The sequence below is a fragment of the Nocardia sp. alder85J genome (genome assembly GCF_020176955.2).
In the GTDB taxonomy this organism is placed as follows: domain Bacteria; phylum Actinomycetota; class Actinomycetes; order Mycobacteriales; family Mycobacteriaceae; genus Nocardia.
Genome location: NZ_JAIUCZ020000011.1, coordinates 79,789 through 96,179, shown reverse-complemented (window position 1 = coordinate 96,179; position 16,391 = coordinate 79,789). Strand labels below are relative to the sequence as shown.

Below are 16,391 nucleotides of genomic sequence, written 5' to 3'. Positions count from 1 at the left end.
TTCAGATCGGCAGGGTGGCGTGCCGCCGGCCGGTGACCGCACGGTGCTGGTACCAGAGCGCGAGGGTGGCGACCTCGGCCTGCTCCAGCGGCAGATACCGGCCGTTGTCCCGCCAGCCCAGCGCCTGGAGGGTGACCCGCAGTCCGCGGTCGAAGCAGATCGGGTCGCGCACGTGCCAGCGGTACATGCCGAACCTCTGCTCGGGGCAATAGATCCGGTCGGCGGGCAGGGCCTGCACCAACCCGAGGTAGGGGGTGGAGTAGGTGTGGTACCGGCCGTCGAGGTCGAAATTCCAGGCGCCACCGAAATAGTCCTCGGTGCCGGTGCCGCAGATGGTCGGGAATTCGGTGTCACCGTCGAGGTGGAACTTCAGTTCCCCCTCGCCCCACCAGCCGGGGGCGTTCGGCGTGATGGCCAGATAGGTGCCGACGTAGCGCCCGGGTCCGGGCACATCGTCGAGGACGGCGTGCACCGCCGGTCGCCCCAGCGGAGCCCGCCGCCGCCAGCGGGCGTGCAGATAACCTGCGGCCCTGGGCACATCCTGTTCCAGATAGGTCAGCTGGTAGTACACCGGCACCGCCCGATCGCCGCCGTTGTGCAGGGTGATCCGGGCGTGCGCGCGAAAGGGCATGGGCCAGAAGCTGTTCAGGCCACCAGCCGGGGCGACCACGACCATCTCCGAATTCACGTGCGCCAGTTCACCCCAGGCGTTGCAGAAGAACGCGCCCAGCGGCGCCTCCACCGCGGGCTCCGGCTCGTGGTCCCAGTACATCCGCAACGTCAACTGTTGCAGCACAGCGCGATCGGTGGTCAGCCAGAAGTGCCGGACGATACCGGGCCCGATGACGTCCGCGAGGGTGGCGGTGGCCCCGGCGGCCAGGTCGACCGACGGCGACACCTTCCAGCCGACACCCAGATCCGCGGCCGCCGCGGCACCGGTCCCGGTCACCGCGCGGCCGCCCGCACCCGGCGCCCCGGTGGGGTTCTCCGGGGAGATCGAGCGGGTGCGCGCCTGGTCCAACCGCCATATCTCGTGCACCATGCCGATTCTGACACGGTGACCGCACCCCGCGGCGGGATTCGGCGGCAGCGCCCGGCGGGTCGCACAGAGCCTCCGGCGGGTCGCACAGCAGCCTCAGGCGGGTCGCCCGGCAGCGCCTGCTGGTGGCGCAGCGCCGCCGGGCGGAGTGGCCCTGCGATGCTCGCCGAGGTGGCCCAGCACTACCCGGCGAGGTGGCGCAGCGGTGCCCGACGAGGTGGCGCGGCGGTGCCCGGCAGGTGGCGCAGACCCACCGGCGCCGATGTCTTGGCGGGCCTCGGCCACTGAACTACCGTCGGAGGTATGAAACCACTGGACACCGCAGTGATCCGCGAGGCGCTGCGCAGTGAGAACGACCTGCTCGGCGATCTGTATCGCGACGCCGATCCCGAGACACCGATCCCGACCTGCGGCGACTGGCGGCTGAAGAATCTGCTCGCCCACGTCGGCGGGGGGCATCGCTGGGCGGCCCGGATGATCACCCTGCGGTCCACCGAGCGGGTCGAGTTCGCCGACGTCCCGGATGTGCGGCGGCCACGCGATCCGGCGGAGGTCGACGGCTGGTTCCGGCCCACCGCCGACGCCGTGATCGACGCCGTGGACGCGACCGGCCGCGACGTGCCGGTGTGGACGCCGTTCGGGGCGCTGCGCCCGGCCGAGTGGTGGATCCGCCGGCGGTTGCACGAGAACACCGGCCACCGTGCGGACGCGCTACTGGCGCTGGGACAACCGGTTTCGATCGATCCGGTGCTGGGCGCCGACGGCCTGGAGGAATTCCTGGGCTTGCTGGAGATGGGTTCGGCGCGCTTCCGCAACCCGCTGGACGACGGCACCAGCCTGCTGTTGCAGGCCACCGACACCGGCGACGCGTGGTCGGTGCGGCGCACCGAGGACAGCATCGGCTGGACCGACAGCACCGAGCCGGCCACCGCGACCGTGCGGGGCGCGGCCGTCGATCTGTATCTGCTGCTGCTGGGCCGCATCCCCGCCGACAGCCCCGTCCTCACCGTCTCCGGCGACGCGGCGGTGCTGCCCACCTGGCTGGCGCGCACCCAATTCTGAACGCCGGCACCAGGTTCCGAACGTCAGTCACCGAAAAGCAAGGGGGCCAGCCACACACCGCCGCGCCCCCAGCCCGCGCTGGTGATCCACCGGCTCCCGTCGTCGTCGCGTACGATCTCCGCGGCGTGCGCGGCGATGTGCCCGGCGCGCCCGGCCCGCTCGAAGTGCAGCGGGTCGGCGCTGCGGAACACCTCGGTACCCACGTAGTCCGGCCGCGGGCCGATGAACAGGTACCAGAAGTCGTTGTGGCGCAGCACGAACGGTGATTCGGTCGGTCCCGCCCCGGTGCCGGTGGCGGTATCGGTCCAGGCGATCCCGCGATCGCTCCAGCGCACCAGATCGGCGCTGGTGCGGTACGCGACGATGTGCCGGCCACCGGCGGGATCGTCGGTGGCGCAATAGAACATCACCCAGCGGTCGCCGATGCGGCACACCATCGGGTCGCGGGCGTCGTAACCGTCCCGGAACAGCGGGCCGTGCGGATGACGGGTCCAGTGGAACAGGTCGGTGGAGGTGGCCAGGCACATCGCCGTCGCGGTGCGATCCGGCCCGCCACCGTCGTAGAACATGAAATACGTTCCGTCCCGGGCGATCACGTGGGGAGCCCACAGATGTGTCTCGCCGCGGCTCGGATCGGTGCGCAGCGCCGCCGGCCGGGTGGTCCACGGCCCGTGCAGGCGCTCGGCGGTGGCATGGGCGAATTCGATCTCGTGCCAGGGATCGGCGGGCTCGGGATGCGTGATCCCGAACAGGTGCCAGCGGCCCGTGGCGTCCCTCACGAGAGTGTGATCGTTGATGTACCAGGATTCGGCCCGCCCGGCGCTCGGATCGTAGAGGTGCCGGAACGGGCCCGCGGACACGCGCATCGGTCCACGGTCCCGCGCCGGCGCGCCACAGCTCGGCGACACGCCGCCGCGACCGGCGGCCCGTGCCGGATCCCGGAAATGGGGTAGGCCGGAGTCGACGGCATCGACGCGAGGAGGCGGTATGGGATCACCCGGCACCGGGCGCTTCGGCCGAGGTCTGCACCCGCGCCGCACACCGTTGTACGGTGTGGCGCTGCTGCTGACGGTCATGATCAGCGGCCTGTGGGTCCACGACCTGCCGTGGGCGGCGTTGCGGGTGATCGCCTACATCGTGCTGTTCCTGCTCGCCACAACGGGTTTCGTGATGACGTTCCGCGATCTGTCCTGACCGCCACCATGTCACCGGCGGCGCAGCACGCCCACCAATCCGGCCCCCAGCAGCATGAACCCGGTGATCAGCGCGAAACCGTAGCTCACCCAGGCGTACAGCGCCACCAGCATCGAACTGTCGGTGAAGGGCAGCGAAGAGATCAGCCGGAAGCTGTCGTCCGGGAACAGGATGTGCAGGATGCCCGGGAAGATGCCCCACACCAGGCTCGCCACCACGGTCCCGAGCGGCGAGAACACCGCCAGTACGGCCACCACCATCAGCAGCAGGCCGCCGACGACGATCTCCAGGGCGGCGGTCCAGCGGTCGACGACCGCGCCCACGATCACCCAGTAGCGGATGTCGGCGCCGCCCTTGGCCGCGAAGGCGATGCCGATCGGGGTGACCAGCAACCCGAACAGCACGCCACCGAGGTTCCGGCCGGTACTGCGCTGATTCTGGAATTCGGCCCCGGGCGGGGACCAGCCTGCCGGTGACTCGAACTTGTTCGGCATCGCCCGTCCTCCCTCACAGCGCCGGTCCGAACCCGCAAAATCCTGTCCGCGACCCCCATTGTCCGGGGTCGATCCGGAAAATGCCGGGCTGCGCACGAAATTCTCACGCCCGCAGGATGTTCCGAAGGTCACCTGGAACGGGTGCGCGGCCCTCGCACGGAGTGCGGGATATGAAAGCGGGTGCGGCTGTGCCATGGCGCTCGCCGGATGTCGGTACCGTCCGGCACGATGGACCGCGTGACGATCACCGACCTGCGCGAATCCGCCGAAGCACTGCTCCGCGAGCTGGCCGGGCCCACCGCCCGGCTCCGCGAGGACCAATGGACGGCCATCGAGGCGCTGGTCGTGCAGCGGCGTCGCGCGCTGGTCGTGCAACGCACCGGCTGGGGTAAATCGGCGGTCTATTTCGTCTCGGCCAAACTGCTGCGCGCGGCCGGGCGCGGGCCGACGGTCATCGTGTCGCCGCTGCTGGCGCTGATGCGCAATCAGGTGGCCGCCGCTCAGCGGGCGGGCGTGGTCGCGGCCACCATCAACTCCGGCAACGTCACCGAATGGGACGAGATCCACACCCGGGTCGCCGCGGGTGCGGTCGACGTGTTGCTGGTCAGCCCCGAACGCCTCAACAATCCGGATTTCCGCGATGCGGTGCTGCCGAGGCTGGCCGCCGACGCCGGCCTGGTGGTTATCGACGAGGCCCATTGCGTCTCCGACTGGGGCCACGACTTCCGGCCGGACTACCGCCGCATCCGCACCCTGATCGCCGATCTCGGCAGTGAGGTCCCGGTGCTGGCCACCACGGCCACCGCCAACGATCGGGTGGTCACCGATGTCGCCACCCAGATCGGCACCGATACGCTCGTGCTGCGCGGCAGTCTGGATCGCGAGTCACTGCACATGTCGGTGGTCCGCATCGAGGATGCGGTGGCCCGCACCGCCTGGCTCAGCCGCCGCCTGCACGACCTGCCCGGGTCCGGAATCATCTACGCGCTCACCGTCGCCGCCGCACACGATCTCGCCGATGTCCTCGGTTCGCACGGTCACCGGGTCGCCGCCTACACCGGCCAGACCGATCCGACGGAACGGGAGCTGCTGGAGCAGGCGCTGCTCGGCAACGAGGTCAAGGCGCTGGTCGCCACCTCTGCCCTCGGCATGGGTTTCGACAAGCCGGATCTGGGTTTCGTCGTCCATGTCGGCGCACCCTCCTCCCCCATCGCCTACTACCAGCAGGTGGGCCGGGCCGGGCGCGGCACCGACAACGCACAGGTCGTCCTGCTGCCCGGCCCGGAGGACAAGCGCATCTGGAGCTACTTCGCCTCGGTCGCCTTCCCTCGCGAACATGTGGTGCGGGAGGTGCTGGCCGCCCTGGACCCGGACCGCCCGCTGTCCACCACGGCGCTGGAACCGCTGGTGGAGCTCAACCGCTCCCGCCTGGAGATGGTGCTGAAGGTGCTCGACGTCGACGGCGCCGTGCGCCGGGTGCGGGGTGGCTGGCTGTCCACCGGCGCCCCCTGGGTCTACGACACCGAACGCTACGAGCGGCTGGCCGTGGCGCGAGAAGCCGAGCAGCAGGCCATGATCGAGTATCAGGCCACCACCGAATGCCGGATGACCTTCCTGCGCACCCAACTCGACGATCCCAGCCTCGACGGCCGCAGTTGCGGTCGCTGCGACAACTGCACCGGCACCCGCACCGACACCACCGTCGACGCCACCGATCTGGCCGCCATCCGCACCCGGCTCGACCGCCCCGGCATCGACCTGGCACCCCGCAAGCAATGGCCCACCGGCATGGCGAAGCTCGGAGTTCCGTTGTCCGGCAAGATTTCCGACGGCGCCGAACCCGGGCGGGTGCTGGGTCGCCTGAGTGATCTCGGCTGGGGTCAGCGGTTGCGTACCCTGCTCGACGGTCCGGACGGCCCGGTTCCCGACGCGGTCTTCGACGCCTGCGTCGCCGTCCTGCGCGAATGGAACTGGGCGCGCCGCCCGACCTCCGTGCTCGCGATGGACTCCCCCACCCATCCGAAGCTCACCGCCGACCTCGCCGCCCGCCTCGCCCGGGTCGGCAGGCTCCGCGATCTCGGCACCCTGCCCACCCGCCCCGACCGCCGCCCGGTCACCGCCGCCAACTCGGCCCACCGGGTGGCCGCCCTCTTCGACATCTGGACACCCCCCGACCTCACCGGCCTCGACGGCCCGGTCCTCCTGGTCGACGCCCAGACCGACACCGGCTGGACCTTCACCCTGGCCGCCCACACCCTCCGCCTCGCCGGCGCCCCCGCGGTACTGCCCTTCGCCCTGGCCATCCCGTCCTGACCACATGCCCGGCACCGAATACGAACCCGCCGGTCTCGAACGCTGGGGCGGACGGTGTGCAACTCACAGCCATCGAGGCCGAGCGGCCACGCACGCAACGGGCCGGTCACGGAGCGGCGGTGATCGGCGGCGGTCGCCGGTATGGTGAGGCGCGTGGCCGGAAAGTCCGCGGCACCGGCGATCGAGTTACCCGTCGGGAACCGCACGGTACGGATCTCCAATCCCGATCGGGTGTACTTTCCCGAGCGCGGGGTGACCAAACTCGACCTCGTCCAGTACTACCTCGCCGTGGGCGACGGCATCGTCAACGCGTTGCGCGACCGGCCGTGCATGCTGCACCGGTTTCCGAAGGGTCTGCCCGGCGGGAAGGTACATCAGAAGCGGCTGCCCGCCGGAGCGCCGGATTGGGTGCCTACCGTGCGGGTCTACTTCCCGCGCTACGGACGGCACGCCGACGAGCTGTGCGTCACCGAACTCGCCGATGTGATCTGGGCAGTTCAGATGAGCACGGTGGAATTCCATCCCTGGAACTCCCGGCGGTTCGACACCGAGAAGCCCGACGAGTGGCGCATCGACCTGGACCCGATGCCGGATTGCCCGTGGTCGCGGGTGCAGCGGGTGGCGGGTGTGGTGCAGGAGGTGCTCGACGAGATCGGCGCGGTCGGCTGGCCGAAGACCTCCGGCGGGCGGGGGTTGCACGTGTATGTCCGCATCGCGCCGCGCTGGGGGTTCCAGGACGTGCGGCGGGCCGCACTGGCGTTCGCGCGCGAGGTCGAGCGCCGCGCGCCCGACGATGTCACCACCACCTGGTGGCGGCGCGACCGCGACCCGCGGCTGTTGTTCGTCGACTACAACCAGAATGCGCGCGACCACACCATCGCGGCCGCCTATTCGGTGCGCGGCATTCCTGCGGCGACGGTGTCGACACCGGTGCGCTGGGACGAGATCCCGGATGTCGAGCCGGACGATTTCACCATCGCCACCGTGCCCGCCCGGTATGCCCGGCTCGGTGATCTGCACGCCGGCATCGATGAGGCCGTCTTCGAGCTCGATCAGCTGCTGGAGTGGGCCGATCGGGATCGGCTCGAGGTCGACCTGGATGCCGACGCCGACAGGGATCCGGGCACCGACGAGTGACCTCCGCGGCAACCCACCGCCGGGCACGCCTTCGCACCCGCCGCTAATCTGGCCAGCGAACCTCATCCGGCCACCCGCCTGGACGGATACCGCGGCGGGTGTCGCAGCCGGGGATCCGGCCGCGGCCCGGAAGTCCGGCCAGGAAGCGAAGGAGCACCACCATGTCCTCGACCCCGATCGCGATCGGACCCGCCGTGACCCCGCTGCTGGAGCGGGCGGTCACCGACGGCGGCGCGACGGTGGCGGACCTGGGTCAGGCCCGCGCGCTGATCTGGAACAGCGGCCCGGCCGACTTCCCTGCCGAACTGCCCGCGGGTATCGAATGGGTGCAGTTGTTCTCCGCGGGTGTCGAGGAGTGGTTCGCCCGCGGTGTGCTCCAGCGCTTCCCCGCCGTCGTGTTCACCTCCGCGGCGGGTGCGTTCGCCCACAGTGTCGCGGAACACGCGCTGGCGATGCTGCTGGCCGGAGTGCGTTACCTGCCGCAGCAGTTGCGCGCGGACAGCTGGCGGCAGACCGAGTTCTTCCCGCACATCGGCACGCTGCGCGACACCACGATCGCGATCGTCGGCGCGGGCGGTATCGGCCGCGAACTCATCGCGCTGCTGGAACCGTTCGGCGCCCGCATCGTCGCGGTAACCCGTTCCGGCACACCGATCTCCGCCCCCGGCGTGGTGGAGACACTCCCCGCGTCGCGGCTGCCGGAGATCTGGTCGCGGGTGGATCATGTGGTGGTCGGCGCGCCCGCCACACCGGAGACCCGGCACCTGATCGGCAAAGAGGAACTGGCGCAACTGAAGCCGACCTCATGGGTGATCAACATCGCCCGCGGCAGCCTGATCGACACCGATGCCCTGGTGGCCGCGCTCCGTGACGGCACCATCGGTGGCGCCGGACTGGACGTGACCGATCCGGAGCCGCTGCCCGACGGCCACCCCTTGTGGGAACTGCCGAATGCCATTGTCACCCCGCACGATTCCAATCCACCCCAGCTGCGCGCCGCCGCCTACGCCGCCCACGTCACGGACAATGTGGCCCGCTTCGTCTCCGGCGGCGACCTCAATGCCCGTATCGACGTCGCCGCCGGCTACTGAGCGAAAGCCGAAGAGCCACAGCCGGTCCCGGCCGGTCGGCGGCGCAGCGGCACAGCGGCCGCCGGTGGTGCGATCACGCCGACGATCACAGGGTGTCGCGCAGCAGGCTGCCGGCGGTGCGGTAGCCGCGCCACGCTCCGGCGTGCCCGAGGGTCTCGGCCACCAGATCGGTCCAGCCGTCGGCCAGCGAGGCGAGCAGGAACCAGGCGGTGTGGACCTCTTCGTCGGAGACGTCGTCGGCATTGCGCAACAGCCAGGTGGCCCGCACCTGCGCGGCCGCCATGTCGTCGATGGCCGCGCCCAGCGAGGTGGGCGCGGGCCGCTCGCTGCGACCGGCCACCCAGTGATCGATACGACCGACCAGATCCGCACGGTCCCAGTCGAATTCGTCATCACGGAGCGGCTGCTCGCGTGCGGTGAGATGCACCAGCGCGAGGGCGTGCGCCCAGCGGGTCACCGGATGGTCCTCGGGCTGGTCGCCGATATGCCCGCAGAAGGCGGCCAGCAACTCGTGCCAGTCGGGCAGTGTGAGCGCACTGTCACCGGGCCACAGGTCACCGGCGTCCGAATGCGGTACGTGCATCGGTGTACCTCCAAGACGGGCGATCGGGACGCACCCGGCGTCGCGTTACGGTCGCCGGACCGCGAGCCCGGCGCGGTAAGGGCGGACCGCGCCGGATCCAGCGCGCCGCTATCTGCGAAGGGGCATATCTCCAGCGGCGCCGGGTGCAGTCTCAAGCATGCACGGTCTACGCGGCCCTACCACTGCCCTTTCCATGGCCTTCCGGTGACCATCGCGGGCGGCCGGGGCAGTGCCCCACGGCCCTGCACGACGAGTCATGTACACGGTACGAACACGCGGATCGGCAGGCCGGAACGGGTTTTCGAGATCAACCGCCGCGTCACCCGGCTCGTTCCCATTCGATCGCGGCGCCACACCGCAAAGATCAAGGGCAGCATCATGATCCGCAAATCGCCACGCCCGGCCGCGGGTGCCGCTGCCGAGCCGCCCGTCCCGGGCTCCGCGATCGGGCACCGATACCACCGCGCCGCTGGTACCGGCGTCGGCCGCGACCTGTCCAGGCACCCCCGAGTGTTCCTGCACCACAGCAGAATCGCCGCGTTCACGGCCGCTGTCCGGTGATCAGGGCGATCACGTCGGCGACACACGACACCCCGGCCAATTCCTCGGCGCCGTAGCGCGGCAGATCGAAGGCATGTTCCAGCACCATCGCCAGTTCGGTCAGGCGCAGACAGTCGAACCCCAGATCCTCCACCAACCGGCTCTCGTCGGTCACCGGGTGCCGCGCATCGGGCGCGAGGGCCGTGATCAGCGACCGGATTCGGGCGGCCGCCGAGCCGCCCCGCACCCCGGCCATCAGCCGCACCGACCCGGTGCGCGTGCGAATTCCCTTGCCACGAAACCATGTTCGCCACCGTGGCGCACCGCACGCCCCGGGCGATCGACGAATCCGGCCCTGCCGTCAGCGGCCACTTCCGTGCCGTTCCAGCACGCGCGGCGACATGGCTGGTTCCCGGCCCCGGCGCCGTGTTCCGGTGGGTACACCGCGTCCTCCCGGCCCCGCGCACCTGTCGCCTTCGATGCCGTCGCGCCACGGGGCTCGTAACGGTATACCCGATGCGACCGGCCGCCCGGAACACCCCAAATCTGGAGTGCGCGACAGTCGGCGGCCGCCGCGCGCCCACCGTACGGACCGGTCGCCGGGCTGCGGGGACCGGTCGTCACGGTAGGCTACGACCCGACCCGTGCGATCGATGAAGGGTGTTACGTGGCGTGAGTTGGTCTTTCACACCGGACGAGTTCGCGCACCTGTGGCGGGAGACCGATCTCGATCGGCATCCCTTCCCCCTTCGCATCCTGGAGAGCCCGCGCACCGAGGCCGAGGCCGCCGCGCTCCGCCGTGAGATCGAGGTCCGGCTGCCGCTGCGCGCCGATCCGGATCTGTCCGCCTGCCTGCGCATTCTCGCGCAACCCCAGACCCGGGTGGCGATGATCGGCGGCCGGCACGCACCGGGCACCGAGATCCGGGTGCTCGGCGCCGCGGTCTACGACCACGCCGTGCTCGCCGTGCAGGAACCCGGTTCCTCCCCCGATTACGGTGGACGCGTGCAGCTTTCGATCGGCCACACCGGAAAGCTGGGTGCCCGCATCGCGAACCTGCTGCCGGACACCCCACCCGGACGGGAACCGGCGCGGGCCGCCATCACCGGCACCGTCCGCGACGACGAGGCCGTGCACACCGCCGGGCCACCGGTGCGCCGCATCCGCAAACTGTTGCTGCAACCGCACACCGCCGAGGGCCACCTGCGCATCGAGACCCACCTGGATCTGGATTCACCGCCCACCCCCGTCCACTACGCCTGGATCGATGTCGCCGACGACGGCCGCTACCTGATCCGGGCCGGTGACGAGGTGCACATCACCGCGGCCTCCACCCAGCAGATCGCAGCCCACCTGCAGAAACGCATTCTGCGGTGAGCGTTCCCGCGAACCGCCGCGAGCCGTTAGGCTGGATTGGCGACTGTTCGACCTGATCGAGGAAGGGGGGTCCCCATGACACTCGAGGCCAGCCAGGCCGACATCACCCGGTTCCTCCAAGCGGCCCGCGCCGGCACGGTTCGCTTCGACCCGGCTGCCGCGCGTCGCTGCGCGGAACTGTACGACCAGCAGGCCGACAAGCTACGCGGGCTGCAACAACAGCTCGATCTGGTGTCGGGGTCACAGGGTTTCGGCGGTTTCACCTCCGCACAGCAATTGCAGGCGGGCTTCGGCCACAAGGCCCGCGACGCCGCCGACCTGCTCGACGAGTACATCGCCGCCGCCTATCGGATGAAGCAGGCGTTCCTGCTGGCAGCTGGGCTCTACGACGAAGCCGATGCCGCGAATGCCGCTGCCCTGCACGCCGTTTCGTCGAAGGTAGCGCAATGACCACCCAATTCCGCTACGGCCCGATCGGTTCACACGGCACCGATCCCGAATACATCAGTGCCATGGAGCATTTCGAGGGCATCCCGCACGAGCAGATCTACGCGGGCACCCAGCAGATCGACGCCACGCAGATCCTGGCGGCCTCGCTGGTCTGGTTGCAGGCGGCCGGTACCGTCACCACCTCCATGCCGATCACCCGGACCAATGCCGACCAGGTGATCGGCTCGGCCGACTGGGAGGGCCCCGCCGCCGAGGCCGCGCTCGCCGGCACCCGCAGCTTCGCCGCCTCGGTCGACGAATTGGCCGCGGTCCTGGGCGAGGTCGGCGCCCGGCTCGGCGCGGTGGCCGCCGCCGCCGAAGCGGTGAAACTCGCCGTCGCCCCGCCCGGCGACAGCGGTCCGATCGGCGCCATCGCCCGCGCCCTGGAATCCGTCGGCGTCATCGACGCCCGGATGGCCCAGGAAACCCTCCGCCAGGAAGCCGTCCTGGCCATGAACATGATCTACAAACCGGCCTACTCCACCGCCGGGTCACACGTCCCCGCGCTCCCGCGACTCCCCGACTCCGGCTCCGCCGGAACAGGTTCCGCGGACCACACCCCCGCGCCCCGGACCCCCGCCACGCCGTCGGTCCCCGACGACTCCGCCACCCCGCCGGAAGCTCCCGTGAGCCCGCCGCAGTCCCGGCAGCCCGCCACACCGGACGCTCCCCCGCCGCCGCAGACACCGGAACCCCAGCCGCCGCAGACCCCCGATCAGGCACCGACCCAACAGGTTCCGCCGCCGTCCACGGACACCACCACACCACCGCCACCCACCCCGGAACCACCACCGCCACCCACCCCGGAACCACCACCGACCACCACCCCGGAGCCACCACCCGCACCCGCACCCACTCCCGAGCCGCCACCGGCGCCGACCACCACGCTCGAGCCGCCACCGGCCCCGGCGCCCGCTCCGGCACCGCCGGATCCCTCACCAGGCCAGGCGATTCCGGCCGGTCCACCGCTCATCGACCAGGGTGGCCAGCCGGGCATCACCGGTCCCGTCCCGGACGATTCCACCGCGGCGCCGACACCGGACCAACCAGGGGTCATTCCGCCCGGCGGCTGACGTCGGCACCCTGCTGTGCCCCGCAGCCCTGCTGCCAGCCGACTTGGCAGGCCGACGGTGGCGCCGAGAGCGGCCGAGATCACCACAGCCGGGCACGGGGCGGCCACACACCCTGTCACGGTTCGATTCCACCGCCTAACAGGGTAGGACCGCTCACCGCCACCGGGGGCTGCCGTTCGGAGCCAACGGTTTTCGCCGGGGATCCGAGGCGGGACGACCGTTCGCGGCTCAGACCTTGACCAGATCGTCGGCGTGGATCACCGGGCGGCGCAAGCCGTCCGGGAGCTGGGAGGTGGAGCGGCCCACCATCGTCTCCAGTTCGGAGCTGTCGTACTCCACCACACCGCGCGCCACCACCCGGCCGTCCGGGGCGACCAGATCGATCACGTCGCCGCCGGAGAACCGCCCGCGCACACCGACGATGCCCGCGGCCAGCAGCGAACGGCGGCTGTGGGTGACCGCCTGCACCGCACCGTCGTCCAGCAGGACCGCGCCCCGGCTGTCGGCGGCGTGCCGGACCCAGAACTTACGGGCGGACACCCGGGCGGACCGGGCGGCGAAGGCCGTGCCGACCGCGGCGCCGGACAGTGCCGCGCCGGCATCGGCGGCGGCGGCCAGCAGGACCGGGACACCGGCGTCGGCGGCCAGCAGCGCCGCCGAGAGTTTCGAGGCCATACCGCCGGTGCCCAGCGCGCCACCGCTCCCGGCGATGACACCGTCCAGGTCGGCGCTGTGGCGCACCTCGGGGATGAAGTTCGCGGTGCCCTTGCGAGGGTCACCGTCGTAGAGTCCGTCGACGTCCGACAGCAGCACCAGCGCGTCGGCGCCGACCAGGTGGGCGACCAGGGCGGCCAGCCGGTCGTTGTCGCCGAAGCGGATCTCCTCGGTGGCGATGGTGTCGTTCTCGTTGACCACGGCGACCGCGTGCAGCGAGCGGAGCCGGTCCAGGGTGCGCTGCGCATTGCGGTGGTGCTCCCGCCGGGCGAAGTCACCGGCGCTCAGCAGCACCTGCCCGACCACCCGGCCATAGCGTGCGAACGAGGTGCCCCAGGCATGTGCCAACGCCAGCTGGCCGACGCTGGCCGCCGCCTGCTTCGTCGCCAGATCCCTTGGGCGCGAGGACAATCCGAGCGGCGCGATGCCGGCGGCGATGGCCCCGGAGGACACCACCACTACATCGGAACCGGCGCGCATCCGGGCCTCGACGGCATCGGCGAGCCGGTCCAGCCGGTCGGTGTCGAGCCCGCCCGCCAGGCTGGTCAGCCCCGACGAACCGATCTTCACCACCACGCTGCGCGCGGTCGCGATCGCCCGGCGGGCCGTGCTCGGTTCGTCCGCCGGGGCCTGGCCGAGATTCGAATCTTCCTGCACCGTATCGGAACTCACTCGAACCATCCCTCACTACCCTGTACTGCACCGCGATCGAGCGTTCCCGGCCGTTGCCCGAAAAGTACGGCACGGACGCGCTCTCGTGGAAGTGCCCTGTGGATTCCGGCCGGGCTCCGGCCGGAATCCACAGGGCCCGCCATCACCGGTCCTCGTCCTCCGGCACCAGACCGCGGCGCACCCGCGAGGCGTGCTTGCGCTCGGCCGCGCCGACCCGCTCGTTGCGGTCCAGTCGCGGATCCACGCCACGGCGGGTCAGCATGACCTCCGCACCGGCGGAAATCTGTGGCTCCCAATCGAAGCAGACGTCGCCGATGGTCACCGGGGCGCCCGGTTCCGCCCCCTGGCGCACCAGTTCGGCTTCGACGCCGAGGCGGGCCAGGCGGTCGGCCAGATAGCCCACGGCCTCGTCGTTGTCGAAGTGGGTCTGGTTCACCCAGCGCTCCGGGCGTTCACCGGAGACGATGAACCCGCCGGGCACCTCCGGATCGGGAATGACGCGGAAACCGCTGTCGCCCTTGACTACCGGCCGGATGACCGGTCGCGTGGGCGCGGCCTTCGGATGCGCCTCGCGGTATTCGCCGACCAGCTGCCCCAGCGCGAAGGTCAACGGGCGCAAGCCTTCCCGGCTCACCGTCGAGATCTCGAACACGGGCCAGCCCCGCTCGGCGAACTCGGCGGCCACCAGATCGGCCAGCTCGTGCGCGTCCGGAATGTCGATCTTGTTGAGCACCACGACGCGGGGCCGGTCCGCCAGGTCCCCGAGACCGGCGTCACCCTGCAACGCGGGCTGATAGGCGGCGAGTTCGGCCTCCAGCGCATCCACATCGGAGATCGGATCGCGACCCGGTTCACCGGTCGCGCAGTCCACCACGTGGGCCAGCACCGCACAGCGTTCCAGGTGCCGCAGGAAATCCAGGCCCAGTCCGCGGCCCTCGCTCGCGCCCGGGATCAGACCCGGTACGTCGGCGACGGTGAAGGTAGTGTCGCCGGACTGCACCACGCCCAGATTCGGCACCAGCGTCGTGAACGGATAGTCGGCGATCTTCGGCTTGGCCGCCGACAGCACCGACACCAGCGACGACTTCCCGGCGGACGGGAAGCCGACCAGCCCGACATCGGCCACCGACTTGAGTTCCAGGACGAGATCGCGTTCCTCGCCCTCCTCACCGAGCAGCGCGAAGCCCGGCGCCTTGCGGGCCTTCGACACCAGCGCGGCATTGCCGAGCCCGCCCCGGCCGCCGAGCGCCGCCACGAACCGGGTGCCGACGCCGACCAGGTCGGCCAGCACATCGCCGTCGGCGGTCGTCACCACGGTCCCATCGGGCACCTTCAGCAGCAGTTCCTCGCCCTGTTTGCCGTTGCGGTTGCTGCCCTCGCCGGATTTGCCGCTACCGGCCCGCGCGTGCGGGTGGAAGTGGAAGTCCAGCAGGGTGTGCACGTTCGGGTCGACCTCGAGGATCACATCCCCGCCGTTGCCGCCGTTACCGCCGTCGGGACCACCGAGCGGCTTGTACTTCTCGCGATGCACCGAGGCACACCCGTGACCACCTTTACCGGCCCGGACGTGTAGCACGACGCGGTCGATGAATTTGGACATGAGGCGATCATCCTCCTTCTGGACGTGTCGTCGGCGCCCGGTCGGCGCAGGGACGGTCGGCAGACGAAAAGCGGGTCAGGGTGTGTTGTCACCCTGACCCGCTTCGAAGTGTGGAAGGCTCCGGCGCGGCTCAGGCCTGCGCCGGCTCCGGCACCACGATGTTCACGGTCTTGCGGCCCCGCTTGGTGCCGAACTTGACCGCGCCCGCCGCGAGGGCGAACAGCGTGTCGTCGCCACCGCGGCCGACGTTCACGCCCGGGTGGAAATGGGTGCCGCGCTGGCGAACCAGGATCTCGCCGGCCTGGACGGCCTGGCCGCCGAAGCGCTTGACGCCGAGCCGCTGGGCGTTCGAATCGCGACCGTTGCGCGAGCTGGACGCACCCTTCTTATGTGCCATGACTGCTACTCCTCGTGCCTGGGCCGGTCAGACCCCGGAAGTCTCTGGGGGACCGCTCCGCGGAGGGTCCGGGTGGGACGCTTACTTGATGCCGGTGACCTTCAGGACCGTCAGCTTCTGACGGTGGCCCTGACGCTTGTGGTAGCCGGTCTTGTTCTTGAACTTGTGGATGCGGATCTTCGGGCCCTTGGTCTGATCGACCACCTCGGCGGACACCGAAACCTTCGCCAGCGCGTCCTTGTCGGTGGTCAGCGTGGCGCCGTCGACGACCAGCACCGGCTCCAACGACACCGCGGTGCCCGGCTCACCCTCGAGCTTCTCGACCTTCACCAGGTCACCGACCGCGACCTTGTACTGCTTTCCGCCGGTCTTGACGATTGCGTACGTTGCCATCGGTCGGCTGCCCTACTTTCTCTACATGTGCTCGGCACTGTGCAGTGCGGCCGGTCCGGTTCGCACCGAAAACCTTCGCACTCTGGTCTGGTAATCACCGCCGCCTCAGTGCCTGGTGGGCACGGAAACAAGGCCCGCCTTGCGGCACTCAGGTCGCACAGCAGATTGCTGTCACCGGGCAGCGACTAACCGAGGTTACAGGACGCCCGCCCGCACGACCAAA

Annotated in this window: 17 protein-coding genes; 8 read left to right on the top strand and 9 right to left on the bottom strand. The window is 70.6% G+C overall.

Annotation, left to right across the window (positions count from 1 at the left end):
- Position 1: 1 nt before the first annotated feature.
- Complete coding sequence (locus tag LBW94_RS34440; RefSeq protein WP_225060604.1) at positions 2 to 1,042, bottom strand: glycoside hydrolase family 172 protein; 1,041 nt, start codon at positions 1,040 to 1,042, stop codon at positions 2 to 4.
- A gap of 300 nt (positions 1,043 to 1,342) precedes the next feature.
- On the opposite strand from LBW94_RS34440, the gene LBW94_RS34435 reads away from it, so the two are divergent.
- Positions 1,343 to 2,101, top strand: a complete 759-nt coding sequence (locus LBW94_RS34435; RefSeq protein WP_225060603.1) for a maleylpyruvate isomerase family mycothiol-dependent enzyme — start codon at positions 1,343 to 1,345, stop codon at positions 2,099 to 2,101.
- Positions 2,102 to 2,124: 23 nt separating this feature from the next.
- On the opposite strand, the gene LBW94_RS34430 is transcribed toward LBW94_RS34435, so the two are convergent.
- Positions 2,125 to 2,967: a family 43 glycosylhydrolase gene (locus tag LBW94_RS34430; protein WP_225060602.1), complete on the bottom strand. Its 843-nt coding sequence runs from the start codon at positions 2,965 to 2,967 to the stop codon at positions 2,125 to 2,127.
- Between the two features lie 121 nt (positions 2,968 to 3,088).
- On the opposite strand from LBW94_RS34430, the gene LBW94_RS34425 reads away from it, so the two are divergent.
- On the top strand, positions 3,089 to 3,295 hold the full coding sequence (locus tag LBW94_RS34425) for a hypothetical protein (protein WP_225060601.1): 207 nt from the start codon (positions 3,089 to 3,091) through the stop codon (positions 3,293 to 3,295).
- 11 nt (positions 3,296 to 3,306) lie between these two features.
- Here LBW94_RS34425 and LBW94_RS34420 read toward each other — a convergent pair whose 3' ends face one another.
- Positions 3,307 to 3,789: a hypothetical protein gene (locus LBW94_RS34420; protein WP_225060600.1), complete on the bottom strand. Its 483-nt coding sequence runs from the start codon at positions 3,787 to 3,789 to the stop codon at positions 3,307 to 3,309.
- Between the two features lie 228 nt (positions 3,790 to 4,017).
- Here LBW94_RS34420 and LBW94_RS34415 point away from each other — a divergent pair, with 228 nt between their 5' ends.
- From LBW94_RS34415 to LBW94_RS34405, 3 genes are all read left to right on the top strand, one after another.
- Positions 4,018 to 6,102 (top strand): RecQ family ATP-dependent DNA helicase, encoded by a 2,085-nt coding sequence (locus LBW94_RS34415; protein ID WP_225060599.1) that lies wholly within the window; start codon positions 4,018 to 4,020, stop codon positions 6,100 to 6,102.
- A gap of 153 nt (positions 6,103 to 6,255) precedes the next feature.
- Positions 6,256 to 7,239 (top strand): non-homologous end-joining DNA ligase, encoded by a 984-nt coding sequence (gene ligD, locus LBW94_RS34410; RefSeq protein WP_416277011.1) that lies wholly within the window; start codon positions 6,256 to 6,258, stop codon positions 7,237 to 7,239.
- A gap of 161 nt (positions 7,240 to 7,400) precedes the next feature.
- On the top strand, positions 7,401 to 8,330 hold the full coding sequence (locus LBW94_RS34405; protein ID WP_225060597.1) for a D-isomer specific 2-hydroxyacid dehydrogenase family protein: 930 nt from the start codon (positions 7,401 to 7,403) through the stop codon (positions 8,328 to 8,330).
- A gap of 85 nt (positions 8,331 to 8,415) precedes the next feature.
- Here the strand turns inward: LBW94_RS34405 and LBW94_RS34400 are convergent, their stop codons facing one another.
- Entirely contained in the window at positions 8,416 to 8,913 is a 498-nt protein-coding gene (locus LBW94_RS34400; protein WP_225060596.1) for a DUF4254 domain-containing protein, read from the bottom strand.
- A gap of 541 nt (positions 8,914 to 9,454) precedes the next feature.
- Entirely contained in the window at positions 9,455 to 9,709 is a 255-nt protein-coding gene (locus tag LBW94_RS34395) for an acyl carrier protein (protein WP_225060595.1), read from the bottom strand.
- A 416-nt stretch (positions 9,710 to 10,125) separates the two neighbouring features.
- On the opposite strand from LBW94_RS34395, the gene LBW94_RS34390 reads away from it, so the two are divergent.
- The 3 genes from LBW94_RS34390 (at position 10,126) to LBW94_RS34380 (ending at position 12,392) form a co-directional block, all read left to right on the top strand.
- Positions 10,126 to 10,830 (top strand): ESX secretion-associated protein EspG, encoded by a 705-nt coding sequence (locus LBW94_RS34390; RefSeq protein ID WP_225060594.1) that lies wholly within the window; start codon positions 10,126 to 10,128, stop codon positions 10,828 to 10,830.
- 75 nt (positions 10,831 to 10,905) lie between these two features.
- Positions 10,906 to 11,280 carry a hypothetical protein gene (locus LBW94_RS34385; RefSeq protein ID WP_225060593.1) on the top strand — a complete coding sequence of 125 codons (375 nt, stop codon included), beginning with the start codon at positions 10,906 to 10,908 and terminating at the stop codon, positions 11,278 to 11,280.
- Entirely contained in the window at positions 11,277 to 12,392 is a 1,116-nt protein-coding gene (locus LBW94_RS34380) for a hypothetical protein (RefSeq protein WP_225060643.1), read from the top strand. Before LBW94_RS34385 ends, LBW94_RS34380 begins: the two co-directional genes overlap by 4 nt.
- 228 nt (positions 12,393 to 12,620) lie before the next feature.
- Here the strand turns inward: LBW94_RS34380 and proB are convergent, their stop codons facing one another.
- The 4 genes from proB to rplU form a co-directional block, all read right to left on the bottom strand.
- Positions 12,621 to 13,700: a glutamate 5-kinase gene (gene proB / locus LBW94_RS34375; protein WP_225060637.1), complete on the bottom strand. Its 1,080-nt coding sequence runs from the start codon at positions 13,698 to 13,700 to the stop codon at positions 12,621 to 12,623.
- Positions 13,701 to 13,920: 220 nt separating this feature from the next.
- Positions 13,921 to 15,378, bottom strand: a complete 1,458-nt coding sequence (gene obgE, locus LBW94_RS34370; RefSeq protein WP_225060592.1) for a GTPase ObgE — start codon at positions 15,376 to 15,378, stop codon at positions 13,921 to 13,923.
- Positions 15,379 to 15,508: 130 nt separating this feature from the next.
- Positions 15,509 to 15,775: a 50S ribosomal protein L27 gene (gene rpmA, locus LBW94_RS34365; RefSeq protein ID WP_225060591.1), complete on the bottom strand. Its 267-nt coding sequence runs from the start codon at positions 15,773 to 15,775 to the stop codon at positions 15,509 to 15,511.
- A gap of 81 nt (positions 15,776 to 15,856) precedes the next feature.
- Entirely contained in the window at positions 15,857 to 16,168 is a 312-nt protein-coding gene (rplU, locus tag LBW94_RS34360) for a 50S ribosomal protein L21 (RefSeq protein ID WP_067593338.1), read from the bottom strand.
- Between the last annotated feature and the right edge of the window lie 223 nt (positions 16,169 to 16,391).

What these genes read in the sequence shown, in the direction of transcription:
- LBW94_RS34405 (WP_225060597.1), top strand. Translation starts at nt 7,401, where the DNA reads ATGTCCTCGACCCCGATCGCGATCGGACCCGCCGTGACCCCGCTGCTG.
- LBW94_RS34420 (WP_225060600.1), bottom strand. Translation starts at nt 3,789, where the DNA reads ATGCCGAACAAGTTCGAGTCACCGGCAGGCTGGTCCCCGCCCGGGGCC.
- LBW94_RS34415 (WP_225060599.1), top strand. Translation starts at nt 4,018, where the DNA reads ATGGACCGCGTGACGATCACCGACCTGCGCGAATCCGCCGAAGCACTG.
- LBW94_RS34430 (WP_225060602.1), bottom strand. Translation starts at nt 2,967, where the DNA reads ATGCGCGTGTCCGCGGGCCCGTTCCGGCACCTCTACGATCCGAGCGCC.
- LBW94_RS34380 (WP_225060643.1), top strand. Translation starts at nt 11,277, where the DNA reads ATGACCACCCAATTCCGCTACGGCCCGATCGGTTCACACGGCACCGAT.
- rplU (WP_067593338.1), bottom strand. Translation starts at nt 16,168, where the DNA reads ATGGCAACGTACGCAATCGTCAAGACCGGCGGAAAGCAGTACAAGGTC.
- obgE (WP_225060592.1), bottom strand. Translation starts at nt 15,378, where the DNA reads ATGTCCAAATTCATCGACCGCGTCGTGCTACACGTCCGGGCCGGTAAA.
- LBW94_RS34435 (WP_225060603.1), top strand. Translation starts at nt 1,343, where the DNA reads ATGAAACCACTGGACACCGCAGTGATCCGCGAGGCGCTGCGCAGTGAG.
- LBW94_RS34385 (WP_225060593.1), top strand. Translation starts at nt 10,906, where the DNA reads ATGACACTCGAGGCCAGCCAGGCCGACATCACCCGGTTCCTCCAAGCG.
- LBW94_RS34395 (WP_225060595.1), bottom strand. Translation starts at nt 9,709, where the DNA reads ATGGCCGGGGTGCGGGGCGGCTCGGCGGCCGCCCGAATCCGGTCGCTG.
- LBW94_RS34440 (WP_225060604.1), bottom strand. Translation starts at nt 1,042, where the DNA reads ATGGTGCACGAGATATGGCGGTTGGACCAGGCGCGCACCCGCTCGATC.
- rpmA (WP_225060591.1), bottom strand. Translation starts at nt 15,775, where the DNA reads ATGGCACATAAGAAGGGTGCGTCCAGCTCGCGCAACGGTCGCGATTCG.
- LBW94_RS34425 (WP_225060601.1), top strand. Translation starts at nt 3,089, where the DNA reads ATGGGATCACCCGGCACCGGGCGCTTCGGCCGAGGTCTGCACCCGCGC.
- LBW94_RS34400 (WP_225060596.1), bottom strand. Translation starts at nt 8,913, where the DNA reads ATGCACGTACCGCATTCGGACGCCGGTGACCTGTGGCCCGGTGACAGT.